General features: G+C 69.3%; 24 protein-coding genes and 1 tRNA gene. 13 read left to right on the forward strand and 12 right to left on the reverse strand.

Going from position 1 to position 25,071, the window contains the following annotated elements; translation table 11 throughout:
* Window positions 1-29: 29 nt before the first annotated feature.
* From H0I76_RS06030 to H0I76_RS06045, 4 genes are all read right to left on the reverse strand, one after another.
* Window positions 30-752, reverse strand: a complete 723-nt coding sequence (locus H0I76_RS06030) for a lytic transglycosylase domain-containing protein (protein WP_200608301.1) — start codon at window positions 750-752, stop codon at window positions 30-32.
* 376 nt (window positions 753-1,128) lie between these two features.
* A complete protein-coding gene (locus tag H0I76_RS06035; protein WP_200608303.1) occupies window positions 1,129-2,046 on the reverse strand; it encodes a sulfotransferase in 918 nt (305 codons plus the stop codon).
* A 145-nt stretch (window positions 2,047-2,191) separates the two neighbouring features.
* Entirely contained in the window at window positions 2,192-2,422 is a 231-nt protein-coding gene (locus H0I76_RS06040) for a hypothetical protein (protein ID WP_200608306.1), read from the reverse strand.
* A 167-nt stretch (window positions 2,423-2,589) separates the two neighbouring features.
* Complete coding sequence (locus H0I76_RS06045; protein WP_200608309.1) at window positions 2,590-3,651, reverse strand: SPOR domain-containing protein; 1,062 nt, start codon at window positions 3,649-3,651, stop codon at window positions 2,590-2,592.
* Window positions 3,652-4,134: 483 nt separating this feature from the next.
* On the opposite strand from H0I76_RS06045, the gene H0I76_RS06050 reads away from it, so the two are divergent.
* From H0I76_RS06050 to H0I76_RS06070, 5 genes are all read left to right on the forward strand, one after another.
* A complete protein-coding gene (locus H0I76_RS06050) occupies window positions 4,135-5,247 on the forward strand; it encodes a hypothetical protein (protein WP_200608311.1) in 1,113 nt (370 codons plus the stop codon).
* A 311-nt stretch (window positions 5,248-5,558) separates the two neighbouring features.
* Window positions 5,559-6,014, forward strand: coding sequence for a (2Fe-2S)-binding protein (locus tag H0I76_RS06055; protein WP_200608313.1), 456 nt, complete (start codon window positions 5,559-5,561; stop codon window positions 6,012-6,014).
* A 3-nt stretch (window positions 6,015-6,017) separates the two neighbouring features.
* Window positions 6,018-8,336, forward strand: a complete 2,319-nt coding sequence (locus tag H0I76_RS06060; protein ID WP_200608315.1) for a xanthine dehydrogenase family protein molybdopterin-binding subunit — start codon at window positions 6,018-6,020, stop codon at window positions 8,334-8,336.
* Window positions 8,337-8,496: 160 nt separating this feature from the next.
* The gene (locus tag H0I76_RS06065) at window positions 8,497-8,970 is read left to right on the forward strand and encodes a low molecular weight protein-tyrosine-phosphatase (RefSeq protein WP_200608317.1); all 474 of its coding nucleotides are present in this window, start codon (window positions 8,497-8,499) and stop codon (window positions 8,968-8,970) included.
* Window positions 8,967-9,770 carry a fructosamine kinase family protein gene (locus H0I76_RS06070; RefSeq protein WP_200608319.1) on the forward strand — a complete coding sequence of 268 codons (804 nt, stop codon included), beginning with the start codon at window positions 8,967-8,969 and terminating at the stop codon, window positions 9,768-9,770. Before H0I76_RS06065 ends, H0I76_RS06070 begins: the two co-directional genes overlap by 4 nt.
* A 30-nt stretch (window positions 9,771-9,800) precedes the next feature.
* On the opposite strand, the gene H0I76_RS06075 is transcribed toward H0I76_RS06070, so the two are convergent.
* From H0I76_RS06075 to H0I76_RS06085, 3 genes are all read right to left on the reverse strand, one after another.
* Window positions 9,801-10,835: a sodium:calcium antiporter gene (locus H0I76_RS06075; protein WP_200608321.1), complete on the reverse strand. Its 1,035-nt coding sequence runs from the start codon at window positions 10,833-10,835 to the stop codon at window positions 9,801-9,803.
* Window positions 10,836-11,482: 647 nt separating this feature from the next.
* A tRNA-Met gene (locus H0I76_RS06080) sits at window positions 11,483-11,559 on the reverse strand.
* An 83-nt stretch (window positions 11,560-11,642) separates the two neighbouring features.
* On the reverse strand, window positions 11,643-12,692 hold the full coding sequence (locus H0I76_RS06085) for a dipeptidase (protein WP_200608323.1): 1,050 nt from the start codon (window positions 12,690-12,692) through the stop codon (window positions 11,643-11,645).
* 166 nt (window positions 12,693-12,858) lie between these two features.
* Here H0I76_RS06085 and H0I76_RS06090 point away from each other — a divergent pair, with 166 nt between their 5' ends.
* From H0I76_RS06090 to H0I76_RS06105, 4 genes are all read left to right on the forward strand, one after another.
* On the forward strand, window positions 12,859-13,668 hold the full coding sequence (locus H0I76_RS06090) for a hypothetical protein (protein WP_200608325.1): 810 nt from the start codon (window positions 12,859-12,861) through the stop codon (window positions 13,666-13,668).
* 63 nt (window positions 13,669-13,731) lie between these two features.
* Entirely contained in the window at window positions 13,732-15,639 is a 1,908-nt protein-coding gene (locus H0I76_RS06095; protein ID WP_200608327.1) for an ABC-F family ATP-binding cassette domain-containing protein, read from the forward strand.
* A gap of 15 nt (window positions 15,640-15,654) precedes the next feature.
* The gene (locus H0I76_RS06100; RefSeq protein ID WP_200608804.1) at window positions 15,655-16,284 is read left to right on the forward strand and encodes a MarC family protein; all 630 of its coding nucleotides are present in this window, start codon (window positions 15,655-15,657) and stop codon (window positions 16,282-16,284) included.
* Between the two features lie 45 nt (window positions 16,285-16,329).
* Window positions 16,330-16,785 carry a YaiI/YqxD family protein gene (locus H0I76_RS06105; protein ID WP_200608329.1) on the forward strand — a complete coding sequence of 152 codons (456 nt, stop codon included), beginning with the start codon at window positions 16,330-16,332 and terminating at the stop codon, window positions 16,783-16,785.
* Window positions 16,786-16,872: 87 nt separating this feature from the next.
* On the opposite strand, the gene H0I76_RS06110 is transcribed toward H0I76_RS06105, so the two are convergent.
* From H0I76_RS06110 to H0I76_RS06120, 3 genes are all read right to left on the reverse strand, one after another.
* Window positions 16,873-17,523 (reverse strand): NUDIX hydrolase, encoded by a 651-nt coding sequence (locus H0I76_RS06110; RefSeq protein WP_200608331.1) that lies wholly within the window; start codon window positions 17,521-17,523, stop codon window positions 16,873-16,875.
* Window positions 17,524-17,616: 93 nt separating this feature from the next.
* A complete protein-coding gene (locus H0I76_RS06115) occupies window positions 17,617-18,579 on the reverse strand; it encodes a permease (RefSeq protein ID WP_234455174.1) in 963 nt (320 codons plus the stop codon).
* 139 nt (window positions 18,580-18,718) lie between these two features.
* Complete coding sequence (locus H0I76_RS06120; RefSeq protein ID WP_200608336.1) at window positions 18,719-19,030, reverse strand: ArsR/SmtB family transcription factor; 312 nt, start codon at window positions 19,028-19,030, stop codon at window positions 18,719-18,721.
* 233 nt (window positions 19,031-19,263) lie between these two features.
* Here H0I76_RS06120 and H0I76_RS06125 point away from each other — a divergent pair, with 233 nt between their 5' ends.
* From H0I76_RS06125 to H0I76_RS06140, 4 genes are read left to right on the forward strand one after another with little or no spacing between them, the layout of a single operon-like run.
* The gene (locus H0I76_RS06125) at window positions 19,264-20,121 is read left to right on the forward strand and encodes an FAD binding domain-containing protein (protein ID WP_200608339.1); all 858 of its coding nucleotides are present in this window, start codon (window positions 19,264-19,266) and stop codon (window positions 20,119-20,121) included.
* Window positions 20,122-20,123: 2 nt separating this feature from the next.
* Window positions 20,124-20,600, forward strand: a complete 477-nt coding sequence (locus H0I76_RS06130; RefSeq protein WP_200608341.1) for a (2Fe-2S)-binding protein — start codon at window positions 20,124-20,126, stop codon at window positions 20,598-20,600.
* A gap of 4 nt (window positions 20,601-20,604) precedes the next feature.
* A complete protein-coding gene (locus H0I76_RS06135; protein WP_200608343.1) occupies window positions 20,605-22,872 on the forward strand; it encodes a xanthine dehydrogenase family protein molybdopterin-binding subunit in 2,268 nt (755 codons plus the stop codon).
* A 10-nt stretch (window positions 22,873-22,882) separates the two neighbouring features.
* Window positions 22,883-23,128 (forward strand): MoaD/ThiS family protein, encoded by a 246-nt coding sequence (locus H0I76_RS06140; RefSeq protein WP_200608345.1) that lies wholly within the window; start codon window positions 22,883-22,885, stop codon window positions 23,126-23,128.
* Window positions 23,129-23,347: 219 nt separating this feature from the next.
* Here the strand turns inward: H0I76_RS06140 and H0I76_RS06145 are convergent, their stop codons facing one another.
* Window positions 23,348-24,379, reverse strand: coding sequence for a histone deacetylase family protein (locus tag H0I76_RS06145; RefSeq protein WP_200608347.1), 1,032 nt, complete (start codon window positions 24,377-24,379; stop codon window positions 23,348-23,350).
* A gap of 9 nt (window positions 24,380-24,388) precedes the next feature.
* Window positions 24,389-25,063, reverse strand: a complete 675-nt coding sequence (locus H0I76_RS06150; RefSeq protein ID WP_200608350.1) for a DUF1028 domain-containing protein — start codon at window positions 25,061-25,063, stop codon at window positions 24,389-24,391.
* Window positions 25,064-25,071 lie beyond the last annotated feature (8 nt).

The raw sequence follows: 25,071 nt of genomic DNA on the forward strand, positions 1-25,071 counted from the left end.
CGAGTTTTTGTTTTACCCGCTCTCTTTCATCAATTTGCAGCCAACTGCGCCAGTTGGTCCGGCAACTGGCACTGGCGGCGCGCGCTTCGCGGCGGTGTTGCGCAAAACTGCCCGGCAACATCGAACGCGGTCAGCACCTTGGGCACGTAGGCCCGCGTCTCCGCGTAGGGCGGCACCCCCGAGTGCCGCTCGACCGCATGTTCGCCGGCGTTGTAGGCGGCCAGTGCAAGGACGATGTCGTTGCGGAACATGTCCACGAGGTCTGACAGGTAGCGCGCCGAGCCCATCAGGTTCGCCTTCGGGTCGAAGGGGTCCTTCACGCCGTAGCGCCGGGCGGTTCCGGGCATCAATTGCCCAAGGCCCATTGCACCGGCGGGGCTGACGGCATGTGGATTGCCGCCGGATTCGACGACCACGACGGCGGCGATCAGGGCCTCCGAGATCCGCGCCTCACGCGCCGCAGCCTCGATTTCCGGCCGCCAGCGCTCCAGGACGATGCGCACGCGGTTCTCGGCGCGGCCGCGATCTTTCTTGCCGGGATACGCCGCGCTCACCACTTCAAGTGCGCGATAGCGCGACCCCTCGTTGATGCCTGCCGGGACCTTCTCCCAGAACCAGGAGAAGGCGTTGGCCTGCCCTGCACCGACACCGAGCGCCGCCAGCAACCCCGCGCCGAGCACGAGGCCAAGGCGCCGATGGCGAAAATCCCGCAATGTGGGAGGTTCAGACTTAGAGACTATGACGCGGTCCATCTCGACTCCACCGACGACCCACCCCTGCACACGTTTAACGTGTATAGGGTCACGCATTTTCGCCCGATATGCAACCTTGTGGGCGATCTCTGGCGCAATCTTGCAACCTCGGCGGGAGGTGTGTCCCGATATGATGCAGATGAGGCCGCCTCGGCCCACGGGCCGACGTCGAAGGCTCGTTGCTTTACGGTGTGATGCGAGAACGCCCTGCCAACTTGTGACAAGCTTGCGTCCGTTTCGTCGCGCCCGACGGCGCGACCTGCCGCACCAGATGGCGCGGATGAAAGAACGCGCACCGCGCGCGGCCGTCACGCCCGAAACATCGAATCGATGGCTTGCGCGCGTTCGTCGGCCGGCGCGGGACGCGGCGGCCCGCTCAGCCGCGCCGCGCGAAGTTCCGGCGCGCCGTGCTCAGGGATTTCCGTAAGGCCTCGGGCAACAGACCGTAGAGCCGCAAGATGTGGTAGCGGGCCGCGTTGCGCCAAACCCGCCGCGGCGCGCGCCCCTCGAGCTCCGGCAGATCGTAGCCGAAGGACCGCGCAATCCGGATCGTCTCGGCGCCCAGCAGATGCCCGAAATACGGGTCCTTGCGCCACTTGGCGACCGACCGGGCATGCAGTACCGGCGCCGGCGCGTCCTCGCTCAGATCGATCCCCAGTTCCTCCAGCACGGCGCCCACGTCGGCCTCGCCCGAGACGACATCCTCGTATCTCAGGATGCGAACATCGTCGGGCCGCCGCGCAGCAAGCTCGCGCAAGTTCTCATACGCGACCCTCCAGCAGCGCTCCTCGTCGCCTGGCGGCACGCCAAAGCGCTTCCAAGATGAATAGAGCGTGTCGAGAGGGTTGCGGATCAGTCCGATGAAACGGACCCTGACCGACGGCGAGGCGTCGGCGAACCGCTCCATCAGCCGGATCACTTCGGCCTGGTAGAGATGGTGCGGCGACTTTTCGAGCATCAGCCCGCCCTGGGCCTGGCAAAGTTTTCGGAAGCCTTCGAAGAGCGCCGCCTCGCTCGGGACGCCTGCCGGAAGACCCGCGCCGTTTTCGGCCAGGAACTTGCGCAACTCGTGCTCGGCCCGGCGGGCGGGGATCGGAACCTCGCTCATCGGCAGCGCGATCTGATCGAGCCCCAGCACCGAGGCGGCTTTCGTCCAGTAGAGCGTTTCGTTCTCGAAGTGGCGCGTGCGGGGCGCGACCTGGAATCCCGTGCGGCGGAAGATCGTTTCCTGTAGGACGCTCGAGCCGGCCGACTTCGTTGACAGGACGAAAATGCAATCGGCACTTTTCTGCATGACGCGTCACCCTGCGCGAGCGGACCGATCAGGCTGTTCGGTCAATACCGCCGCCAAGCGCTCGCCTTCTACTCATGCCAGACCGCCGCGACGCGATCCATCGGTTCGAACCCTCACCGCAGGGCACCCGGCCGCGGCGCGCTCGTCAGGACGACGCCTCGACGCGCCGCCGCGCCGCGCCGTAGTCAGCGGCAGGACTGTGCGTCCGGGGATACGGCGTCTCCAGCATCGCCAAGACAAGCACGGCAACGGCGCCGCCGAGCCACGCGATCAGCAAACCGATCAGCAATTCCGACCACGCCACGGCGACGTAGAGCCCCACCGTCGCGGCGGGCAGGTATCCACGTGCCAGGAGTCGCAGCAACCCTGTGTCCATCGCCCTCGCCCCTTGATGCGCATGGACCCACCGGCACCCCTACCGGCGAGCTGGTCCAAGCTCCTGTGCGAGGATAACAGTTTCGCATCGCCCGCGCGACAGCGGATCGTCCGGTGCGCGCGGCGCGCCGGGGCCGGACGAACGCCACCGGCGCCGGCGGGCCGCCCTCAGCGATAGAATGCATAGGCGTCGGTGATGCCGTAGCTCTGGATCAGGTCCATGGCCCGAGCGAATTCGCCTGCGTTGTCGAAGGGCCCCGCAATGACGCTCGTCAGGCTGCGTCCGCCCATCGTCACCGGAACACTCCGGGCCACGAAGCCGGCCTCCTGGAGCCGGGCGAGCATTCGGGTCGCATTCGACGGAACGCCGAAGACGCCAACCTGGATTCTGACCGGTACCGAGGCGTCGGGCCGCGACAGAGGAAGCGGCGCATCTTTGAACGCCGGGGAAAGGGCTCCAACCCGTGCATCATCACCGGCTTCGGGCATACCGCCAACGCCGCCTGCCGGAGCCCCGGGATCGCCGGGATCATTGCGCACCGCATCTGCCGGCAGTGCCGCCGTCGTGGTGCCTGCGCTCGGATCGGTCTTTGGCACAACAGGCTCGGCGACCGGCGCCGGCGCGGCGGGTGCGGCAGGCGCCTCGCGCTGGGGTTCGGCCCCGGCAACTGGTGCCACGGCCGCCGGCAGCGCGGCGACCCGCTTTCCGTCGTCGATGCGCGGCGGCGGCGGCGCCGAATAAAGCGCGCTGCTATCCGTCGTATCCGAGAGCGAGGCGACGCGCGGCAGCGCCGGGGGGCGCGCCGTCGGCGCGTCTATCATCGACGCGGGCGCCGCGAGACCGATCTCGGTCGAAAGGTCGGCCGGCGCCGCGGCGACACGGGCCGTCACCGGCTCGGGCTGCGGCGCGACGAGTTGCGCGGGCACCACGGCGCCCCGCGGCGACGCGTCGGGCACCCTGACCCATCTGCCATCGACCCCAGCCGCCGATGTGTCGCGGCCGATGTCCCAGCGGAACCGCGACGCGCGATAGCGCCAGCGGTAATCGGGGTTGGCCCGAACCGGCATTTCGTCAGCGGTGATCACGGGCGCCTCGGCCATCGCGCTCGCGTTCTCGGGTATGGTGCTCTCGACGGTCTGCCCGCGTACCGCCGAGGCAAAAAAGATGCCGCCCGGTATCACGGCCGCGGCGAGGAAGGTTCCCGCGGCCACGAGGGCCGCACGCGCCAACGATCGCTCCCCCGGTTCGGGAACATGCGAGGCACGTCCCGCGGCGGACGCGATCTCCTCAGGCTCAGGCCTGACGGACGGGGCTTCGTAGGGTTCTCCGTGAGGGTCCGAGGGACGGATCGTCACAATCATCGCGGGGACCTCGCGATCTTAACACACGCCAAGGTTGCATCATGCCTCACCGAGTCCGCAGCGTCTACCGCGTTGTGCCAATTCGCCGGCAAACGCGCCGATGCGCGGCGATGCGCGGGCGCGCCCCGCATCTCTCACAGCATTCTAGGTGACACGGGAAAAGTTGTTGCGTATTCTACCTGTGGTTGTGGGGAATGCCTCAGGAACCCGTTGAACGGGTTTCACGGGACCGCCTCGCAGCTTCGAACGTATCATCACGCATCGGGTGGCGGTTTCCGCTGCCGCATGACGAGAAAGCGTAAAATGCCTGTAAACATTGGACTAAACTCCACTGCCAGTGGCTCCGCCATTATGACGGACGGCGACTGGAACGGATCGCCCGACGAATATTTCCAGGATCTCACGATCCCCCGTGTCGAAGACGACAACATGGACACGGAGGATTCGATCGTCCTCGACCTCTCGTCCGTCGACACGACCGGCTACGACCTCGACGCGGCGACGCTGTCGTACCAGATCGAGCTCGAGGTGATCGGCGACCATAACGATCCCGACGGCGAGACGCTGACGATCGAGACGATCATCAACGATGGCGAGAGCGACGAGGCCACCCTCGACACGTCGGTCCTGCTGAACGATGCGGCGACCGAAGGCTTCTGGTCGGGCGATGTGGGCCCGACGTCCACGGGCGCCCAGCCCGAGCAGGGCAACCTCTACATCCTTGACAGCGATGGGGTCGAGATTCGCTCGACGCTTCCGCCCGGGCAGGACGGCGGCCTCGACAGCTTCAGCGATGACACCGTCGACGACATCATCAACGAGGATGCGGAACTCTTCAGCGAGGATGGCGAGTCGGCGTCGCTGAGCGCCGTCATCGGCGCCGAGGGCGTCAAGACGATCACCCTCAACCTGAGGATCCCCGAGGAAGACTCGCCCGATGACGGCGTCGACATCTCGCAGACATCGGCCACCGCCAGCCTTGTCGTCGATTTCGACAGCGACAAGGACATCTCGAACATGGTGTTCTACTTCACCAGCGGCGACCCCGATGACGGCTGCCTGAAGCTCAAGATCGACGAGTTCGACGATTTCTGGGAGCACGTCAACACGACCGCCGACTCGACGTCGACGTTCGACATGATGATCAGCGACGAGACGCTGAAGGACCTGTTCAACGACTACTTTGGCAACCCGCTCGACAATAAGTATGACCTCGACGGTGACGGCGAGTGGGAAGACGACTGGACCTTCGGTGGCTTCTCGACCAAGGCGGGCAACAACTTCGACCTCGAATACTCCATCGACAACCTGAAGAAGAACGCCCGCGGCGAAGGCGAGTACATCGGTCTCACAAGCCTGGCCGAGGATTGCTACGGCAAGAAGGAGAAGGTCGCCTTCTCGATCGACGCCGCCTACTACGATGGCACCGAGTGGGTCGGCAACATCGACGACCTCTTCGCCTGACGCCCAAGCGCCACGCGATCCAACAGACACAGCCCCCCGCCGCGGCAGCCCCGCGGCGGGTTTTCTGTTCCGGCCGGCCCGGCGAACCCTTGCTTGTTTTGCGTTCTCCTGCCGCCGCGGCGCCGGGCGAACTCTCGGCACGCGATCCCCGAGCCGGCACGTGCTATGATGCATACTGAGAATCGTCACGCCTCACGGTAGATTTTTCACGGCGTATTTCACGCGTTCGGGCCCAGCGATTTCGACGACCGGCCTGCTCACCGCCAGCACAATCCCAAGACCCGGCTCCCGGGCTCGATGGAGGAGAATTCATGCCCACCACCTTCACGCTGAACGGCGCGCAGCAGACGCTCGACGCGCCACCCGAGATGCCATTGCTCTGGGCGGTGCGCGATCTCGCCGGCCTCACCGGAACCAAGTACGGCTGCGGCGTCGGGCTGTGCGGTGCCTGCACGGTCCATGTCGACGGCGAGGCGGTGCGCGCTTGCTTGGTCACGCTGGACGAGGTCGACGGCAAGACCGTCACCACGATCGAGGGCCTCGACCCCGAGGGCGAGCACCCGGTCCAGCGCGCCTGGCGCGAACTCAACGTGCCGCAATGCGGCTTCTGCCAGGCTGGGCAGATCATGCAGGCCGCGAGCCTGATTGCCGCGAAGCCCGACATCACAGACGCCGAGATCCTTGAAGGTATGCGCGGCAACGTCTGCCGCTGCGGCTGCTACCAGCGGATCGTTGCCGCCGTCCGTCACGCCGCCACGGGGATCTGAGCCATGCTGAACCATCTTCCCGAACATCTGCGGCCCGGCGCGCGCGACGCGGCCCGGCAAAGCATCATCATGCGTGTGGACCGGCGCGACGTCCTCAAGGGCGCGCTCGCCGGCTTCGCGCTCGGCCTCTTCGCGCGTCCGGCAACGGCGTTCGAGCCCTACCCCACGGGCGGGCTCGAGATGCCCCGCGGGCTGGTGACCGACCCGCTCGTCTTCGTGTCGATCGACCCGGACGGGACCGTCACGATCGTCGCTCACCGCTCGGAGATGGGCCAGGGCTCGCGGACCTCGCTTCCGATGGTGCTGGCCGACGAGATGGACGCCGACTGGAACCGCGTGAAGATCGTCCAGGCCCCGGGCGACGAGCCGCGATACGGCAACCAGGACACCGACGGATCGCGCTCGCTGCGCCACCACGTGCAGTCGATGCGCCAGATGGGAGCCGCGGTGCGCGAAATGCTGCGCCGCGCCGCCGCCAAGTCCTGGGGCGTCGAGCCCTCGGCGGTCACGGTCGGACTCCACGAGGCCCAGGGCCCCGGCGGACAGCGCGCGGGCTTCGGTGAGCTGGCCGAGGCGGCAATGGTCGAACCGGTCCCCGCCTTCGAGGAGTTGACCTTCAAGGACGAGGCCGCGTTCCGCTACATCGGCAAGGGCGAGGTCCAGATCACCGACCTGCGCGACATCACGACCGGCGCGGCGATCTACGGCGCAGATGTCATCCTCGACGGCATGAAGACGGCGGTCATCGCCCGCCCGCCCGTCCTCGGCGGCAAGGTGAAAAGCTATGACGCGACCGAGACGCTTGCCGTCCCGGGCGTCGAGCAGGTGATCGAACTGGCGGGGGCCGAGGCCCCGGTCAACTTCCTGCCGCTCGGCGGGCTCGCGGTCGTCGCGACGAACACCTGGGCGGCCGAGCAAGGCCGCGAGAAACTCAAGATTGAGTGGGAGGACGGCCCCAACGCCGGGTACGAGTCGGGATCCTACCGCGCTGCGATGGACGCGGCCTCGCAAGCCCCCGACAACATCTTCCGCGAGCAGGGCGACACGCCCGCGGCCTTCGCGGCGGCGGCAAAGACCTTCGAACGCGCCTATTTCCAGACCCATATGGCGCATATTCCAATGGAGCCGCCGGTCGCTGTCGCAAATGTCACCGCGGACGCCTGCGAGGTCTGGCTTCCGGTGCAAAGCCCCTATGGCGCACGCGAAGACCTGGCCAAGGATCTCGGCATCCCGATCGAGAACGTGAAGGTCAACGTCACGCTGCTGGGCGGCGGCTTCGGGCGGAAGTCGAAATGGGACTTCGCGATCGAGGCGGCGCGGCTCTCGCAAGCCGTCGGCGCGCCGGTGCGGGTGCAGTGGTCGCGCGAGGACGACATCCGTCACAGCTTCATGCACACCACCTCGGTCGAACGGCTCAGGGTGGCAATGGACGGCAAGGGCAAGGTGACGGGCTGGCATCACACCTCGGTCGCGCCGTCGATCCTCTCGACCTTCGCGCCGGACAGCGGCTACCAGTTCTTCATCGAGCACGGCATGGGCCATGTCGATGCGCCGTGGGATGTCCCGAACATCCGCTGCGACAACGCGAAGGCGATGGCCCATGCGCGGATCGGCTGGTTCCGCTCGGTCTCGAACGTGCCGCGCGCCTGGGCGGTGCAGAGCTTCATCGCCGAGTTGGCCGACGAGCTGGGCCGCGACCACAAGGAGATGCTGCTCGAACTGATCGGCCCGCCGCGCAAGGTCGACATCGCGACCGCCGGGATGCCCGAGGACTTCTGGAACTATGGCGAGCCCTACGAGGAATACCCGATCGACACCGGGCGCCTTGCGCATGTGGTCGAGGTCGCCGCCGATGCGGCAGGCTGGGGTGCATCGCTGCCCGAGGGCGAAGGGATTGGCCTCGCGGTGCATCGCAGCTTCGTGACCTATGTCGCGGTGGCCGCGCGGGTGAAGGTGGTCGATCGCGTGATCCGTGTGCCCGAGATGCATTTCGCCGTGGACTGCGGCTTCGCCGCGAACCCCGAGCGCATACGCAGCCAGATGGAGGGCTCGGCGGTCATGGGCATGACCCTGGCCCTCCACTCGGGGATCACCTACGAGAACGGGCGGGTCCAGCAGTCCAATTTCTACGACTACGACGTCGTGCGGTCCGACAACTTCCCCGAGCGGGTCGATGTCCACATCGTGCCGCACCCGTTCTCGGTCCATGCCTCGGGTATCGGCGAGCCCGGCGTGCCGCCGGTCGCACCTGCAATCGGCAACGCGATCTTCGCGGCCACCGGCCAACGGCTGCGTGATCTGCCGCTGGGCACCGAAGTCTGAGGGGCCTCACGTCCGGCCCCGTCCGGCTGCCGGGCGGGGCTCCCTCTCGCGCACTGGGGCGCGAAGCACGCGCCCGCATGCCATGACGGCAAGGGTTGCAGCCTTGCCGCACACCGGCGCATCCTGCGCCGGTTCCATCAGCGAGGCAGGCCCGACCGCAATGCATCCCGACCCCGCCGTGCTCTTCGTCTGCCTCGGCAATATCTGCCGCTCGCCGCTGGCCGAGGCCGCCTTCCGCGCCGAGGCCGAGCGCCAGGGTCTGCAAGCCATCGTGGACTCGGCCGGCATGGGGGGCTGGCATGCCGGCGAGCCGCCGGACCCCCGGGCGCAAACCGTCGCCCGGGCGCATGGTGTCGAGATCGGACACCTGCGCGCGCGGCAGGTGACGGCCGCCGACTTCCACCAGTTCAGCCATGTCATCGCGCTCGACGGCAGCAACCTGCGGGATCTGCGGCGGCTGCGGCCCGGCCAGGCGCGGGCAAGCCTGAGCCTCCTTCTCGACCACGTTCCCGGACGCGGCGGCGAGGACGTGGCCGACCCCTATTACGGAAGCGCCGAGGGGTTCGAAGTGACCTGGGCCGAGGTCCGGGCCGGTGCCGCGGGGCTGGTGAGGGCGCTCCTGAGCCCCGCATGAACTCGCTTCCGCAGCGCGCCGCTTCGTTGCTGGGCGAGCGCGTGGTGCGAACCACCCGGCTCCATGGCGGTGACCTGTACGAGGTCCACTTCCTCCACCTCGCATCCGGCGCGACGGCCGTGGCCAAGACCGGCCCGCGCGCCGCAGCCGAGGCCCGGATGCTCGCGGCGATCCGCGACGCCGGCGCGCCCGCTCCGCGTGTCCTGGGGGTGGGGCCGGATCTGCTGCTGATCGAGGCGCTGGAAGACCGGGGCGGCCCGGCCAGCGCCTGGCGCGACCTTGGCCGCGTCCTGCGGAAGCTGCACGCGCGGATCGGCCCGCATTACGGCTGGCCCGAGGACCACGCCTTCGGCCCCGTCGCGATCGACAATCAGCCCTCCGACCACTGGCCGTCTTTCTGGGCCGAGCATCGACTGCTCTCGGGGCTGGAAGAGCTCCCCGCCGAGATCGCGCGCAGGCTCGAGGCGCTGGCCGCGCGGATGGGCGAGCGGCTACCCGCGCGTCCGGCGGCCAGCCTGCTGCACGGCGACCTGTGGTCGGGCAACGTCCTCGGCGCGAGCGGACGGATCACCGGGCTGATCGACCCGGCCTGCTATCACGGCCATGCCGAGGTCGATCTGGCCATGCTCGCGCTCTTCGGCGCGCCGGGCGATGCGTTCTGGGAGGGATACGCCGCTTCCGAGCCCGACCTCGCCCGGCGCCGGCCGATCTACCAGCTGTGGCCCGCGCTGGTGCATCTGCGCCTGTTCGGTTCGGGCTATCGCGGCCTGGTCGAGCGGTTGCTGCGCGAGGCCGGCTAGCCGAGCACATTGCCGCACGCCCCTCGGCGCTCAGGCGCCGACGACCGTCTGCAGCAGGATGGCGCAGGCATAGACCGCCAGAAGCCCGGCGCTCTCGAAGCCGATGCCGCCGATGCCCCGTTTCTGGCGGATGATCAGCCCCAGCAGCAGGATCGACGTCATGGCGATCCCGACACCCAGCCAGAACAGGTCCGCCCGGCCGATGGCGTGGTAGATCGAGCCGTCGCGATAGGCGATGTCGGCCAAAGTGAGGAACAGCACGTCGAAGGTGTTGCCGCCGATGATCGCACCGACCGCAAGCTGCACCGCGCCGCGCCGCACGGCGGCCAGGGTGGTCACCAGTTCCGGCAAAGACGTCGCCAGCGCCGTCATCAGCGCGCCGATGGTGGCTTCGCTCAGCTGCGTGCGGTCAGCGATCTCACCCCCTGTCTGCGCGATCACCCACCCGGCCAAGCTCATCACCAGCGCCAGCGCCGCGAACTCGAGCGCCACCGGCCTGATCCCGCGCATCCCGCCATGGCCTTCCTCGGGCAGGTCCTTTCTCGTCTCGGGTGTCGTCACCGGGTGCCACATCGGCATAGACCGCGTGCGCGCGCCGCTGCGGGTCCCCAGCACATAGATGACGGGCAGCAGCAGCGAGACCGGATGGACGCCCAGCACGCTCACCTCGGGCCCCGCGAAGGCAAGCACCGGCAGGCTCAGCATCAGTGCCAGAAGTGCCGCCTGCAGGACATGGGTCAGTTCGGCCGCGGCGTGCTCGAGATTGGCGCGCCGGTAAAGGATGTCGGCGACCGCCAGGAATGCGGTCTGCGCCGCGATTCCGCCGATGCCGTTCGAGAAGGCCAGCGACGCGCGCCCGTCGAGCGCCGAGGCGACCGAGACGACCGTGCCCGAGAGCGACGTCGCCATGCCAAGCAGCACGCCGCCCACCAGCGCCTCGCCCATACCCGTCATGTCGGCCAGCCGGTCGGCGGCACGCGCGAGTCGCGTCCCCGAGACCGCGACGACCAGCGCCGCGCACAGGAACACGGCGACAAGCGCCGGCAGATCAAGCGTCTCGAGCATCAACGATCATGTACCCGGCATGGCGGCGCCCCGCCAGCGCGGCCAGCCGACGCATCCGCGCTAGAAGACACCGGGGCGGGCGCCCGCACCGATAGGCGCGCGGTGCACCGGCAGGTCATGGACCACCTCCGGCGCCGACAGGTGGACGTGCGAGCCGTGCTCGACCCGCGGGAACGCCTGACCCTGTCCGGTAGCATTAAGCGGACTGCGCTGGACGCCGCCTCGCTCGACAAATGAATGTCCCTTCAACCCCGATCGGGCAGCCCGCGGCGCGCCCAGCAGCGCCTGATACGCGGAATTCGATCGCCTGGTGAACGGCGCCAGCCAGCGAGACGTGGCCGTGCAGCGCCGGGTCAGGATCAAGGGCCACTAGCTGCACAACGCGTTCAGGTCGCGTCGGCCCGCGCCATCGCCCGCGAGCGCGGGCTTCGCACCGAGATCGTCGAGCCCGACGCTTCGCCGTTGACCGTCCAGGGCCCGACGGTTGAGAACGTAATCGACGCGCCCTTCGGCGACTGGGTGCGCAAGATGAGGCTCTTCTGGTTCGCCCATACTCAGGGCGCCAAAGCCCTCGGCCACGTCGCACAGCCAGTCGCCAGCGGAGGTCGCAAGCCGTTGTTTCACTGTTGGTTTGTCTGGGGAACCCTTGGTAGCGAGGGAGGGACTCGAACCCTCGACCTCAGGATTATGAGTCCTGCGCTCTAACCAGCTGAGCTACCTCGCCAAGGCGTGCGCCTGATTAAGGCCCGGCGGATGCCTCGTCAAGACGCGAGTTGGCCCGCCGCGCAAGGCGCCGCGGGCGACCCGTCAGCCGATCGTTCGGGATAGAACGTCCAGCCAGTTCTCGCGGCAGATGCGGTTGATCAGCGTCTCGCCGTAGCCGGCTTGGCGCATCGCCGCCACCAGCCGCGGCAGCCCGGTGACGTCGCCGATCTCGCGCGGGAGCTCGCAGCCGTCGTAGTCCGAGCCGAGCGCCACGCCGCCTTCGCCCACCCGCTCGATCAGGTGATCGAGATGGCGCAGCATGGTCGTGATCGGCGTCTCGTGATCGAGCCGGCAATCCTCGCGCAGGAAGGCGACGTGGAAATTGAGCCCCACGAGTCCGCCCGATTCCCGGATCGCATCGAGCTGGCGGTCGGTCAGGTTGCGCGCATTGGGCGAGACCGCGTGGGCGTTCGAGTGCGAGGCCACCAGCGGCTTGGTGCTGATCCGCGCGACATCCCAGAACCCTGCCTCGGTCAGGTGCGACAGATCGACGAGGATGCCCAGCCGCTCGCAGGCCTGGACAAGGATCTCGCCCAGCTCGGTCAGGCCCTCGCCCGGCTCGAGCACGGGCTGGCGGTCCATCGGCGCACCATGGCCGAAGGCATTGGGCCGCGACCAGACCAGGCCCAGCGAGCGCAGGCCCGCGGCGTAGAGCACCTCGAGCGCGTTCAGCCCCGGGTCGATGCACTCGGCCCCCTCGACATGCGGAACCACCGCCAGCCGCCCCTCGGCCATGGCCGCACGCACCATCGCGGTGTCGGTGCAGATCGCCACCTCCTGCGGCAGCTCGCGCGCAAGCCGCGTCAGCCGCGCGAACATCGCCAGAGTGAAGTCCAGCGCGTCGCGCTGCGCGACCGGCGCGAAGTTCATCGGGTCGTCGCGGTCATAGGGCTGGTCCAGCGCGTTCACCCGCGAGGGCGTGTAGATCGCGAAGAGCCCGCCGGCGAAGCCCGCCTCGCGCGCCCTCGGCAGGTCGATGTCGAGGCTCGGCTCGCCCGCTCCGAAGTCACGCACGCGCCCCAGGCGCTCGGCCACCTCCAGCTTCAGCAGCGTGTCGTTATGCCCGTCGAAAACCGCCACCTGGTCGGCCATGCCCGTGACTCCCCTGCCTCGTCGCGCGCCCACCCTCGGGCCTTCACGGGCGTGTTGCAAGAGGGCGCGTGAACGCCGCGTCGCCGGCGCACGAGTTAACACGACGCTAAGGTTGCCTTAACCATAACCCGCCTAGCCTCTGGCCGATCGCGTGCCAGAGGTGGGGATGTCGCGTGCGCTGTGCCTATTCGTCGTCCTGCTCAGCGGGGGGCTTGCGCTTTTCGCGCCGAACGCCGCTCAGGGTGGCCCCTGGACGCATGAATCCGGCCGCGGCCAGATCATCATGTCTTCGGGCCGGAAGGTCGCGCCCGTCGGCGCCTTCACCGGCGGCAGCCCAGATCGCGATGACAGCTTCACCCAGATCCTCGCCGAGGTCGGGCTCCTCGACAGCCTCACGGTGGGCGCGCGGGTTTATGCCGAGGTCTCGGCGGTCGAGCTGACCGACGCGACGCTGGGCGCGGGGCTCCTGGTCCGCCAGCGTCTGCACCGTGACGACCGCGGCAACGTCGTCTCGGTCGAGCTCGCCGGCTCCCTCCCGGCCGAGTCACTGGTCTCCGAGGCCGTCGCCGCCTCGAACCCTGATTCGACCCCCGAATTCGGCTTCAGCGCGCTTTACGGCACCAGCTGGTGGGGCGGCTGGGGCAGCGCCTGGCTGGGCGCCGCCGGGGGCTGGACCTGGCGCAGCGAAGGCACCGCCGACGAGCTGCGCGGCCAACTTGCGGGTGGCGTCCGCCCCTGGGATTGCTGCATGGCGATGCTGGGTTTCTACGGCACGGCGCCGCTTTCGGAGGGAACCGAGGCAAGCCTCAGCATCGCGCCCTCCTTCGCCTACAGTTTTGGCCCCGATGTCGGGCGCAACACCAAGAAACCGCAGGGCCCGGTGAACGCGGTGACGCTGCAGATCGGCCTCAGCTACAACGTGCTCGACACCGACGAGGGGCTGGGCTTCCAGATCTCGTGGTGGCGCCCGTTCTGAGCGGCGCGCGGCCCGCGCTCGGCGCGCTGGACGGGCGCCGCGCGCTCTGCTAGGCGCGGGGCCATGCTCACGATCAGCGATCTCGGCTTCTCGATGGCGGGCGTCCCTCTGTTCGAGGGCGCCTCGGCGCGCGTCCCCGGCGGCGCGCGGGTCGGGCTCGTGGGCCGCAACGGCACCGGCAAGACCACGCTCTTCCGACTGATCCGGGGCGAGCTTTCTCCCGACGCGGGCACCATCTCGCTGCCCTCGCGCGCCCGTATCGGCGGCGTCGCGCAGGAAGCGCCGGGCGATTCACGTACGCTGATCGAGACGGTGCTCGCCGCCGATACCGAGCGCGCGGCCCTGATGGCCGAGGCCGAGACCGCAACCGACCCCGCCCGCATCGCCGAGATCCAGACCCGCCTCACCGATATCGACGCCCACTCGGCCGAGGCGCGCGCCGCCTCGATCCTCGCCGGGCTGGGCTTCGACCATGCCGCGCAGGCCCGCGCCTCGGCCGAGTTCTCGGGCGGCTGGCGGATGCGCGTGGCGCTCGCGGCCGTTTTGTTCTCTGCACCCGACCTGCTGCTGCTCGACGAGCCGACCAACTATCTCGACCTCGAGGGCGCGCTCTGGCTCGAGAGCTACCTTGCGCGCTACCCCTACACCCTTCTGCTGATCAGCCACGACCGGGGCCTGCTGAACCGAGCGGTCAACCAGATCCTGCATCTCAACAACCGCACGCTCACCCTCTATGGCGGCGGCTACGACACCTTCGACCGGGTGCGGCGCGAGAAGCTGGCCCTGCAGGCCGCGATGGCCAAGAAGCAGGACGCGCGGCGCGCCCATCTGCAAAGCTTTGTCGACCGCTTCCGGTACAAGGCGTCGAAGGCCAAGCAGGCCCAGGCCCGCATCAAGATGATCGAGAAGATGGAGCCGATCGCCGCCGAGATCGACGGCGCCGTCGCCCCGATCCGCCTGCCCAACCCCGAGGAGCTGCCGCCACCGCTGATGCTGATCGAGGACGCCACCGCCGGCTACGGCGGGCAGGCGGTGCTGTCGCGGCTGAACCTGCGCATCGACCAGGACGACCGGATCGCGCTGCTCGGCGCCAACGGCCAGGGCAAGTCGACGCTGGCCAAGCTGATCGCCGGGCGCCTCGCGCCGATGTCGGGGCGGCGCCAGGTCTCGGGCAAGCTCAGGATTGGCTATTTCGCCCAGCACCAGCAGGACGAACTGTCTGCCTCGGAAAGCGCGATCGACCATATCCGCCGCCTGCGGCCCGACGAGCCCCCTGCCCGGCTGCGCGCGCGGCTGGCGTCCGGCGGCATCGGCGGCGACATCGCCGAGAACCCGGTCAGCGCGCTCTCGGGCGGGCAGAAGGCGCGACTCCTGCTCGCGCTCGCCGCGATCGACGCGCCGCACCTGATGATCCTCGACGAGCCCACCAACCACCTCGACATCGAGAGCCGCCACGCGCTGGTCGAGGCGCTGAACGACTATTCCGGCGCGGTCATCCTGATCACCCACGACGCCCACCTGGTCGAGCTCGCGGCCGACCGGCTCTGGCTGGTTCGGGACGGGCGCGTCGCCCCCTATGACGGCGACATGGACGACTATCGCCGCCTGCTGCTGGGTCGGCCCGACGCGGCCCCGGGGACCTCGGGCAGCACGTCCGGCGCGGGCGCACCGCAGCCCCGTGCCGCGCGACAGTCCAAGGCCGAGTCGCGCAAGGCGCTGGCGCCGCTGCGCGCCGATCTCAGGGCCTGCGAGGAGCGCATCGAGAAGATCGAGGCGATGCTGGCCAAGATCGACGAGCGCCTTGCCGATCCCGGTCTCTATGACGGGCCGCCCGACCGGATCGAGGCGCTCCAGATCAAGCGGGCCGAGATCGTCGAGGCCCAGGCCCGCGCCGAGGCGCTCTGGCTCGCTGCCGGCGAACGGCTCGAAGCGGCCGAGGCCGAGGCGGCCGGCACCGGCGTGGAGGTCTGATCGATGGATCCGGTCATGCTCGACGCCGCGATCAACGCGCTGGTCACGCTGCTCGTCGTGATCGACCCGATCGGGCTTGCACCGATCTTCCTCGCCCTGACCGCGGGCACCCCTGCCCCGGCGCGGCGCCGTCTCGCCATGCGGGGCATCGGGATCGCGGCCGCCGTGCTCGTGCTGTTCGCGCTGGCGGGCGATGCGGTGCTTTCCTTCGTCGGCATCTCGATGCCCGCCTTCCGCATCGCGGGGGGCCTGCTGCTCTTTCTCACGGCGCTCGACATGCTGTTCGAGCGGCGCACCGAGCGGCGCGAGAAGCGGGGGCACGACGCCGAAGGGGGCGCTGCCGACCCCTCCGTCTTCCCGCTCGCGACACCGCTGATCGCCGGTCCCGGCGCGATCGCGACGATCATCCTGCTGATGGGCGCGCACGAGGGCGACGTCGCCGGCCAGGCGATGGTGCTGGGCGTGATGGCGGCCGTGCTGGCGCTCACGCTGGTTTCGCTGCTGATGTGCGGCGCGCTCGAACGCGTGCTCCGACGCACTGGCGTGCTGGTGGTGACGCGGCTCCTCGGCATGCTGCTCGCCGCGCTCTCGGTGCAGTTCGTGCTCGACGGGCTCGCGGCCTTCGGGTTCGTCAGTCATGGCTGAGCGCGACCATCCCGCTCGCACCCGGTGCCCCGCGGGACTGCGCCCGTGACGACGCTCTACATCGACGCCGACGCCTGCCCCGTGCGGGACGAGGCCCTGCGCGTGGCCGAGCGCCACGGCGTGGCGGTCGTCGTCGTCTCGAATGGCGGGATCCGGCCCAACCCGCATCCGCTGGTCTCGACGGTCATCGTCTCCGAGGGCCCTGACGAGGCCGACCGCTGGATCGCCGAGCGCGCGGGCCCAGGCGACGTCGTCGTCACCGGCGACATCCCGCTGGCGGCGCGCTGCATCGAGGCCGGGGCCGCCGCGATCCGCCACAATGGCGAGGCCTTCACGCAGGCGAATATCGGCGCGCAGCTTGCGATGCGGGATCTCATGGCAGACATCCGTGCGGCCAACCCGCTGGCCGCCGGTGGCGGCGGCAAGGGCTTCGGCAAGGCCGACCGTTCGCGCTTTCTCGACGGGCTCGAGCGGATGATCCGGGCCGCGCTGCGCACCTGACAGGGCGTGAAGCACTCGGGATGAATGAAAAACATATACATTTTAGATGCTTAGGTTCATTTTCACGCGTGAATGCCCGGCGCAGCACTAGCGTCGTGCGAAGGCGGGCTCGCCGAACCTGACGACCGGGCTCGACCGGCCCAGCAGTGCCACCTCGCGGAAATGATCGAGGATCGCCGCCGTCGGCGCGAAGAGATCGTGCCCCAAGGCCGGTATGAAGAGCGAGAACACGCCGGCCTCGTCCTCGCTGCCGGCCGCGATGTCCCGGTTCCCGCCCCGCCCGCGCCCGGCAAAGAGGTCCTCCAGCGGCACGCGATGCACCGCCGCGATCTCATCGGGCGCCGGGCGCAGGACCGGTGCCGCGGCCAGCCAGATCACGAAGGGCCGGATGACATAACCCGCCCGCGTCGGCAGGTCATCGAGCCGCCCGAGGATGTCGCCGGGCGCCGCGGCGACGCCAAGCTCCTCGGCCAGTTCCCGCAGCGCCGCGTCTCGCGGGCTCTCGTCCGGGTCGAGCTTGCCGCCGGGTAGCGCGTACTGCCCCGAATGGGCCCTCAGGCGCGGCGCGCGGCGCGTGAGAAGAAGCGTCGATCCGGCTGCTTTGCCGGGCACCAGAACGACCGAGACGGCAGCCCGCCTGAGCGTGGGGTCGTCGCAGTCCTGCCCGCGATGCCGGCCGAGATTTGCCGCGAGCCTCTCGCGCAAGGCGGTGTCATGCGGGAAGCGCGCGGTCTGCATTCACTCCATCTCCCGGTCTGGGTCCCGCGCGCAGGCTGCCCATGGGCGGCGGCGCGCGCAAGACCGGATCGCCGGACCGGGGACGGGTCCGCGTTACTGGATCGCCTGGAACGCGATCCCCGCGATTAGCGAGCCCGAGAGCGCGAAGCCCAGATAGAGGGCGAAGACGGGCCGCTTGACCAGCGCGAAGACCGCGATGGCCGCCGGCAGCGACGACACGCCCCCCGCGACGAGGAACGAAAGCCCCGCCCCCGGCGCCATGCCCTGCGCCATCAGCCCCGAGACCAGCGGCAGCGCGGCATAGCCGTTGAGGTAGGCCGGCACGCCGACCAGCGTCGCCACCACGATCGGCCACAGCCCCTCGCCACCGACCGCGGCCGCGACCGTCTCGGCCGGGAGCCAGACCAGCATCAGGCTCTCGAGCAGGAAGGCCAGCGCGAGCCATTTCACCAGGAACAGCGTTGCCTTCATGCCCTCGGCCCGGAACTTCGCGATCCGCTCGGGCTCGTTCCAGAAGGCCCAGACCGGCGGCTTGGGGTTGCGCATCTTCGCCCCGCCGCAGCCGCCGTTCCCGACCCCGGGCCGCAGGGGATCCGAGAGAAAGCCGGCTCGCCCCAGCCAGAGCGTGCCGAAGCCGCCGAAGAGCCCCAACCCCACCGCCGCGGCCGTCTTGGCGACGGCGAACTCGGTTCCGATCGTTCCGGCCGTGAGCACGAACTGCGCGGGATCGATCACCGGCGAGGCCAGCCAGAACGCCATCACCGGCGCAAGCGGCACTCCCATCGCGAGCAGCGCCGCGATCAGGGGAATCACCCCGCAGGAGCAGAACGGCGACAGCCCACCGAACAGCGCCGCGAGGAAGATCATCGCCCCGATGCGCCCCGAGAAGGCGCGCGCCACCAACGCATCCGCTCCGGTCGCCCCCGCATAGGCCGCGATGGCAATGGAAGCGGCGAGATATGGCGCCGTCGAGACGAGCGCGTCCACCACGAAGCGCAGGCTCGATCCTGCCTGTTCCGGGTCAAGCACCGCCACGGCGAGCAGGATGGCAAGCATCGCGCCCCAGACCCGGTCGATCCTGATTCCGGCAAATCCTGCCTCGGTCCCGAGTCGGCGAAGTCGGGCGGCGATTGTCGTCATGACGATACTCCCGGTTTTTTGGTGGTATCTGGGAAAAATGAAGCCGGCGCGGTCATCACGCGGCATCCTCCGACGCGAGCCGCACGCCCGAGCAGCACTCGGCCGAGACGAAATCGAGCACGCGGCGCATCGCCTCGAAATCGGCGCGGTTGATCACCTCGCGCCCCTGGCGTTCCTGCACCACTAGCCCGGCCGCGACCAGCGTCCCGAGGTGATGGGCAAGCGTCGACGGCGCGAGGTCAAGATGCCTGCCGATATCCCCGATATTGAGCCCATCGGGACCAGCACGGACCAGCAGACGGAAGATTCCGAGCCGGGCGTCATGCCCGAGCGCAGCGAGAGCGGTGGAGACATCCGATTCGTTCATGAGGTGAATATAACTACGTTTCTAGTTTTGTAAATATATCACCCAGTCCTCTTCGGCTGAGCGCATCTCGGCGGTGGTTGAAATGCGTCCCGAGGCGCGCCACAACTGTCGCCGGACGGCTTGGCGGCGCACATGCGCGGCGTCTACAGTCCATCCGATCACGATGCCGGGGTTGGCCAGCCCATCGGGGCCCGGAACCGCCGCCCCGCGGAACGAATACCGGAGGAACCTGAATGCGCTTTGAGGTTGCGGCAAGCGTCGCTGAGGCCGTCCGCATGCTGGCGGCCGAGCCGGGCACGACGCGCGTGCTGGCCGGAGGAACGGACGTGCTGGTCCAGCTCAGATCCGGGCTGGTCGAGCCGGATCTCGTGGTCGACATCAAGCGCATCGACGGCATGCGCGAGATCCGGGCCGAGGATGGCGGCTTCCGGATCGGCGCGGCAGTCTCGGGTGCCGAACTTGGCGAAGATGCGGGCGTGCGCGCGCTCTGGCCCGGCGTCGTCGAGGGGATGGAACTGATCGGATCCACGCAGGTGCAGGGCCGCGCGACGCTGGCGGGAAATCTGTGCAACGCCTCGCCCGCGGCCGACTCGGTCCCCGCGATGGTTGCCGCCGACGCGGTCGCCCGCGTTGCGGGCCCCGCAGGCGAGCGCGACGTCCCGGTCGCACAGATCCCGGCCGGGCCGGGAAAGACCACGCTTGCCAAGGGCGAGTTCATCGTCTCGATCTTCCTGCCGGCACGGCCCGCCGGCTCCGCCGACGCCTATCTGCGCTTCATTCCTCGCACCGAGATGGACATCGCGGTGTGCTCGGCCGGGGTGAGCCTGACGATTGGCGGCGACGGCACCTGCACCGCCGCGCGCGTCGCGCTGGGCGCGGTGGCGCCCACGGTCTTGCTGGTGCCGGACGCGGCCGCCGCCCTGATCGGCTCGAAGCTTGATGACGCGGCGCTCGACGCCCTGGCGGCCGCCTGCTCGGCCGCGGCCAAGCCGATCGACGACAAGCGCGGAACCGTCGCGTTCCGAAAGAAGGTGGCGGGCGTCCTCGCCCGCCGCGCCGCCGTGATTGCAGCAGAACGCGCGAGAGGTTGAGCATGAGCCGGATCCACGTCACCACCAGCGTCAACGGCGACGAGGTGGACTTCCTCTGCGAGCCGGACGAGACGCTGCTCGACGCGCTGAGAAACCGCCTTGGCCTGACCGGCTCGAAGGAAGGCTGCGGCACCGGCGACTGCGGCGCCTGCTCGGTCACCCTCGACGGGCGGCTCGTCTGCTCGTGCCTCGTGCTGGCGGCCGAGGCCGAGGGGCGCGAGATCGCGACCATCGAAGGCATGGCCGAGGGCGAGGCGCTCCACCCGCTGCAGAAGAAATTCATCGAGCATGCGGCCCTCCAGTGCGGTGTCTGCACGCCCGGCATCCTCGTGGCGACCAAGGCGCTGCTGGAGAAAAACCCCGATCCGAGCGAGACCGAGGTCCGCTACTGGCTCGCGGGAAACCTGTGCCGCTGCACTGGCTACGACAAGATCATCCGCGCGGTGATGGACGCCGCCGCCGAATTGAGGAGGGCCTGACACCATGGCGCTCGACAAGCAGACCACCGCCAAGCGCGAGTTCAAGGTCGTCGGCACCCGGCCGCTGCGGCCCGACGGCGTCGACAAGGTGACCGGCAAGGCGCTCTACGGCGCCGACCTCACGGCACCCGGGATGCTGGTGGGCAAGATCCTGCGCAGCCCCCACCCTCATGCGCGCATCCGCTCGATCGACACATCGGCGGCCGAAGCGGCACCGGGCGTGAAGGCCGTCATCACCCATGCCGACTTCACCCTGCCGGATGACGAGGACATGCGCGATATCCTCGTCAACTGCATGGCGTTCAACAAGGCGCTCTACGATGGCCATGCGGTCGCCGCGGTTGCCGCGATCAGCGAGGCCGCGGCAAAGGCCGCGCTGAAGCTCATCAAGGTCGACTACGAGGTGCTGCCCCATGTCACCGATGTCGACGAGGCGATGAAGCCGGATGCCCCGGTCATCGAGCGCGGACGGCAGGCCGAGACGGTGGGCGAGGGTTTCTCCGAGAACGTCACCAGCTATTGCGAGTTCGGGCACGGGGACATCGAAGCCGGCTTCACGAGGGCCGACCATGTGATCGAGCGCAGCTTCAAGACCGAAGCGACGCATCAGGGCTATATCGAGCCCCACGCCTGCCTGGCGACCTTCACGACCGACGGAAAGGCCGATCTCTGGTGCTGCACGCAGGGCCAGTACATGGTCCGCAGGGTCTGCTCGGCCATCATGGACATGGAGGCGAGCCAGCTGCGGGTCACGCCTTCCGAGATCGGCGGCGGCTTCGGCGGCAAGACCACGGTCTTCATCGAGCCGGTGGCCCTGATGCTGGCCAAGAAATCCGGGCGCCCGGTCAAGATCGTGATGAGCCGCTCGGACGTGCTGCGGGCCTCGGGCCCGACCTGCTCGTCCTCGATGGATGTCAGGATCGGCATGACCAAGGATGGCCGCATCACGGCGGGCCATGCGAAGCTGCGCTACCAGGGCGGCGCGTTTCCCTGCGGCACGGTCGAGATGGGTGCGATGGCGGCCTTTGCCGCCTATGACCTCGAGGCCGTGCGGACCCAGGGCTGGAACGCGATGACCAACCGGCCCAAGCAGGCGGCCTACCGCGCCCCCGGCGCGCCGATGGCGATCTATGCCGTCGAGAGCGTGGTCGACGAGCTGTGCCAGCACCTGGGGCTCGATCCGCTCGACGTGCGGCTCAAGAACGCCGCCAAGGCGGGGACCAAGGCGTCCTATGGCGTGACCTTCACGGATATCGGGCTGTCGGCCTGCCTTGCCGCGGCGAAGGCGCATCCGCACTACGCGGCGCCGCTCGGGCCCGGCCAGGGACGGGGTGTGAGCTGCGGCTTCTGGTTCAACTTCGGCGGCGACACCTGTGTCACCCTGAACGTGAACATGGACGGCACCGTCAGCGTGACCGAGGGCAACCCGGATATCGGCGGCTCGCGCGCCTCGATCGGCATGATGGCGGCCGAGGAACTGGGCGTGCCCTTCGACAAGGTGCGCACCCAGGTCGTCGACACCGCCTCGCTGGGCTACAACGAGGTGACCGACGGCAGCCGCGTGACCTTCGCCGTCGGCCTCGCGACCATCAAGGCCGCGCAGGCCGCCAAGGCGGAGATGTGCCGGCGTGCGGCGATGATCTGGGGTATCGACGCCGAGGCGGTGACCTGGGAGGACGGCTGCGCCAAGCCCTCGGGCCCCAACGCAGGAGATTTCCCGCCGATGACGCTGGCCGAGATCGCGGCGGTGTCGTCCCAGACCGGCGGACCGATCGCGGGCCACCACGAGGTCAATGCCGACGGCGCCGGGGTCAGCTTCGGCGTGCACCTGGTGGATGTCGAGGTCGACCCCGAGACCGGCGCCACCAAAGTGCTGCGCTACACCGTGTTCCAGGACGCCGGCAAGGCGGTGCACCCCGACTATGTCGAGGGCCAGATGCAAGGCGGCGCGGTGCAGGGCATCGGCTGGGCGCTCAACGAGGAGTACATCTACGGCGAGGACGGGCGGCTGCAAAATGCGGGCTTCCTCGACTACCGCGTGCCGGTGGCCTCGGACTTGCCGATGATCGACACCGTGATCCTCGAGATCCCCAACCCCGGCCATCCCTATGGCGTGCGCGGCGTGGGCGAGACCTCGATCGTGCCGCCGCTGGCCGCGATCGCGAATGCGGTGAGCCGCGCGGCGGGGGTGCGCCTGACCGAGCTGCCGATGTCGCCGCCGCGGATCCTCGCGGCGCTGGACGCGGCGCGCCCGAAGGCGGCGGCCGAGTAAGGCGTCCCCCGTGGTCAAGGTCGCCATCTGGGGCTCGTTGCGCGGCTTCACCGAGGGCCGCGCCGAGATCGAGGTCGAAGCGGCGACGACCAAGGAGATGCTGGACAAGCTGGTGGAGGCCTATCCGGGCCTCCGCCCCCAGGTTGAGCGGGGCGTCTCGGTCGCGATCGACGGCTTCGTCTACAAGGACGCCTGGTTCACGCCGATCCGCCCGGACAGCGAGGTGGTGCTGATGCCGCTGATGGTGGGGGGCTGACGGGGCTTTCACGCGTGAAACCGTATATAAGTGATTGATTTAATTTCACTTTATAGGAACCAGAAAGCGTGACGGGTGTTTCTTCGCACGGGGCGTGGCGGCGCGCGCTTACGGTGAGTGCTTCGCGGCTCGGGTCGGCGGGGTGGTCCATTCCCGAAGGCTACCGGGGCCCCGGGTCGGGCCCGGGGCTGCGGTGGAGGCGGGCCGCGGTTTGCGCGATCACCCGCCCTCGAAACCGCTCAGCACGTTGACCGTGTTGATCCCCACCTCGGCCACCGCGTAGCCCCCCTCCATCACGAAGAGCGTGGGAAGCCCGACCTTCTCGATCCGCGCGCCATAGCGGGTGAAGTCGTCCGAGCCCAGCTTGAAGAAGCTGATCGGGTCCTTCTCGAAGGTGTCGACGCCCAGCGAGACGACGAGCGCCTCGGCGCCATAGGCCTTGATCCGCGCGCAGGCGTCGTCGAGCGCGGCCGACCACCGGGCGAAGTCGCAGCCGGGTGGGAGCGCATAGTTGACGTTGAACCCCTCGCCGGGTCCTTCGCCGGTCTCGTCGGCGCCGCCCAGGTAGTAGGGGAAGGCGAATTGCGGGTCGCCATGCAGCGACAGGAACAGCACGTCCGCGCGGTCGTAGAAGATCGCCTGCGTCCCGTTGCCGTGGTGGAAGTCGACATCGAGGATCGCGACCCGCGCCGCGCCCTGGTCGCGGAAGGCCTGGGCCGCGATCGCCGCGTTGTTGAGGAAGCAGTAGCCGCCATACATGTCCTGCGCCGCGTGATGGCCGGGCGGGCGGCAGAGCGCGAAGGCCGCGCGCGTGCCCCCGGCGACGATCGCCTGCGCGCTGAGCGCGACATCGGCCGCGGCCTGCGCCGCCTCCCAGGTGCCGCCCGAGATCGAGGTCTCGCCCGCCAGGGCATAGTAGCCGATGCGGCCATCGATCTCGTCGGGCACCACCATGCGCGGCATGCGCCGCGACGGCCACGAGGTCGGGATCGCCTCGCCCTTGTAGCCCGCGGCCCTCCAGTCGGCCCAGGCGGTTTCGAGGAACTGGACGAAGCCCGCCTCGTGGATGCGCAGGACCGGGTCGAGCCCGAAGGCGCGCGGCTCCTCGACCGGGCCGAGGCCTACCTCGGCGATGCGCGCGAGGATGTGCTCGACGCGCTCGGGGCATTCGAAGGGGCGCACGAGTTCCCCGCCGTAAAGCTCGGTCTGCGAGGCGCGAAGGCGATGGCGCTCGGTATGGACGGTCCGCATGGTCTCTCCCTATTCGTCGCCGGGCACGCCGTAGGAGGGGGCGTCCTCGGGATTAAGCGCGCGGGTCACATAGGCATCGAGCTGTGGGGCATAGAGCACCCAGAGCCCGGCCAGCGCAGCGATCGGGCAGTCCTCGGTCCAGTCGACCCTGAGATCCGCGACCGGCCAATCGACCTCGCGCACCAACAGGAGCCCGGCGGAATGGACCGGCCCCGCCTCGCCCCCCGCCGCGAGGCCCGCCTGCATCGCCGCGATCAGCCGCTCGCCCAGATGGCCCGTTGCGGCCTCGAACCCCGCGACCATGGCCGAGGGCACATCCGCGTCGGCCAGCAGGTTCCCGCCCGCGGCGCAGTCGCGTCCCGAGGCCTCGGCCCAGGTTCCGAGGGCGCGCGGGCCGGAATGGATGGCGGTGCGCCCGGCCGCGTCGACAGCCAGAACCTGCCGGAAGGCCGGGGCGGCGGCGGTCTGGCGGATCACGGTCACGGCCTCGGGCGCACTTGCGCCCAGCGCCATCAGGTCGAGCGCGCGCGGCCCGAGGCGCGGGTCGGTGACGTTCTGGCTGGCGACCGCGCCGACCCCGGCGCGAGCATGGGCGCAACGCGCCGCCACAGCGGGCGAGGACGACGAGATCGCGACGCCGAACATGCCCGTTTGCGCGCAGCGCGCGACGATCGAGAAGGTCATGCTTCGGC

The sequence above is a fragment of the Thermohalobaculum xanthum genome (assembly GCF_016623495.1).
Lineage (GTDB): Bacteria > Pseudomonadota > Alphaproteobacteria > Rhodobacterales > Rhodobacteraceae > Thermohalobaculum > Thermohalobaculum xanthum.

What these genes read in the sequence shown, in the direction of transcription:
- H0I76_RS06030 (WP_200608301.1), bottom strand. Translation starts at nt 752, where the DNA reads ATGGACCGCGTCATAGTCTCTAAGTCTGAACCTCCCACATTGCGGGAT.
- H0I76_RS06035 (WP_200608303.1), bottom strand. Translation starts at nt 2,046, where the DNA reads ATGCAGAAAAGTGCCGATTGCATTTTCGTCCTGTCAACGAAGTCGGCC.
- H0I76_RS06040 (WP_200608306.1), bottom strand. Translation starts at nt 2,422, where the DNA reads ATGGACACAGGGTTGCTGCGACTCCTGGCACGTGGATACCTGCCCGCC.
- H0I76_RS06050 (WP_200608311.1), top strand. Translation starts at nt 4,135, where the DNA reads ATGACGGACGGCGACTGGAACGGATCGCCCGACGAATATTTCCAGGAT.
- H0I76_RS06055 (WP_200608313.1), top strand. Translation starts at nt 5,559, where the DNA reads ATGCCCACCACCTTCACGCTGAACGGCGCGCAGCAGACGCTCGACGCG.
- H0I76_RS06060 (WP_200608315.1), top strand. Translation starts at nt 6,018, where the DNA reads ATGCTGAACCATCTTCCCGAACATCTGCGGCCCGGCGCGCGCGACGCG.
- H0I76_RS06065 (WP_200608317.1), top strand. Translation starts at nt 8,497, where the DNA reads ATGCATCCCGACCCCGCCGTGCTCTTCGTCTGCCTCGGCAATATCTGC.
- H0I76_RS06070 (WP_200608319.1), top strand. Translation starts at nt 8,967, where the DNA reads ATGAACTCGCTTCCGCAGCGCGCCGCTTCGTTGCTGGGCGAGCGCGTG.
- H0I76_RS06075 (WP_200608321.1), bottom strand. Translation starts at nt 10,835, where the DNA reads ATGCTCGAGACGCTTGATCTGCCGGCGCTTGTCGCCGTGTTCCTGTGC.
- H0I76_RS06085 (WP_200608323.1), bottom strand. Translation starts at nt 12,692, where the DNA reads ATGGCCGACCAGGTGGCGGTTTTCGACGGGCATAACGACACGCTGCTG.
- H0I76_RS06090 (WP_200608325.1), top strand. Translation starts at nt 12,859, where the DNA reads ATGTCGCGTGCGCTGTGCCTATTCGTCGTCCTGCTCAGCGGGGGGCTT.
- H0I76_RS06095 (WP_200608327.1), top strand. Translation starts at nt 13,732, where the DNA reads ATGCTCACGATCAGCGATCTCGGCTTCTCGATGGCGGGCGTCCCTCTG.
- H0I76_RS06100 (WP_200608804.1), top strand. Translation starts at nt 15,655, where the DNA reads ATGCTCGACGCCGCGATCAACGCGCTGGTCACGCTGCTCGTCGTGATC.
- H0I76_RS06110 (WP_200608331.1), bottom strand. Translation starts at nt 17,523, where the DNA reads ATGCAGACCGCGCGCTTCCCGCATGACACCGCCTTGCGCGAGAGGCTC.
- H0I76_RS06115 (WP_234455174.1), bottom strand. Translation starts at nt 18,579, where the DNA reads ATGCTTGCCATCCTGCTCGCCGTGGCGGTGCTTGACCCGGAACAGGCA.
- H0I76_RS06120 (WP_200608336.1), bottom strand. Translation starts at nt 19,030, where the DNA reads ATGAACGAATCGGATGTCTCCACCGCTCTCGCTGCGCTCGGGCATGAC.
- H0I76_RS06125 (WP_200608339.1), top strand. Translation starts at nt 19,264, where the DNA reads ATGCGCTTTGAGGTTGCGGCAAGCGTCGCTGAGGCCGTCCGCATGCTG.
- H0I76_RS06130 (WP_200608341.1), top strand. Translation starts at nt 20,124, where the DNA reads ATGAGCCGGATCCACGTCACCACCAGCGTCAACGGCGACGAGGTGGAC.
- H0I76_RS06135 (WP_200608343.1), top strand. Translation starts at nt 20,605, where the DNA reads ATGGCGCTCGACAAGCAGACCACCGCCAAGCGCGAGTTCAAGGTCGTC.
- H0I76_RS06145 (WP_200608347.1), bottom strand. Translation starts at nt 24,379, where the DNA reads ATGCGGACCGTCCATACCGAGCGCCATCGCCTTCGCGCCTCGCAGACC.
- H0I76_RS06150 (WP_200608350.1), bottom strand. Translation starts at nt 25,063, where the DNA reads ATGACCTTCTCGATCGTCGCGCGCTGCGCGCAAACGGGCATGTTCGGC.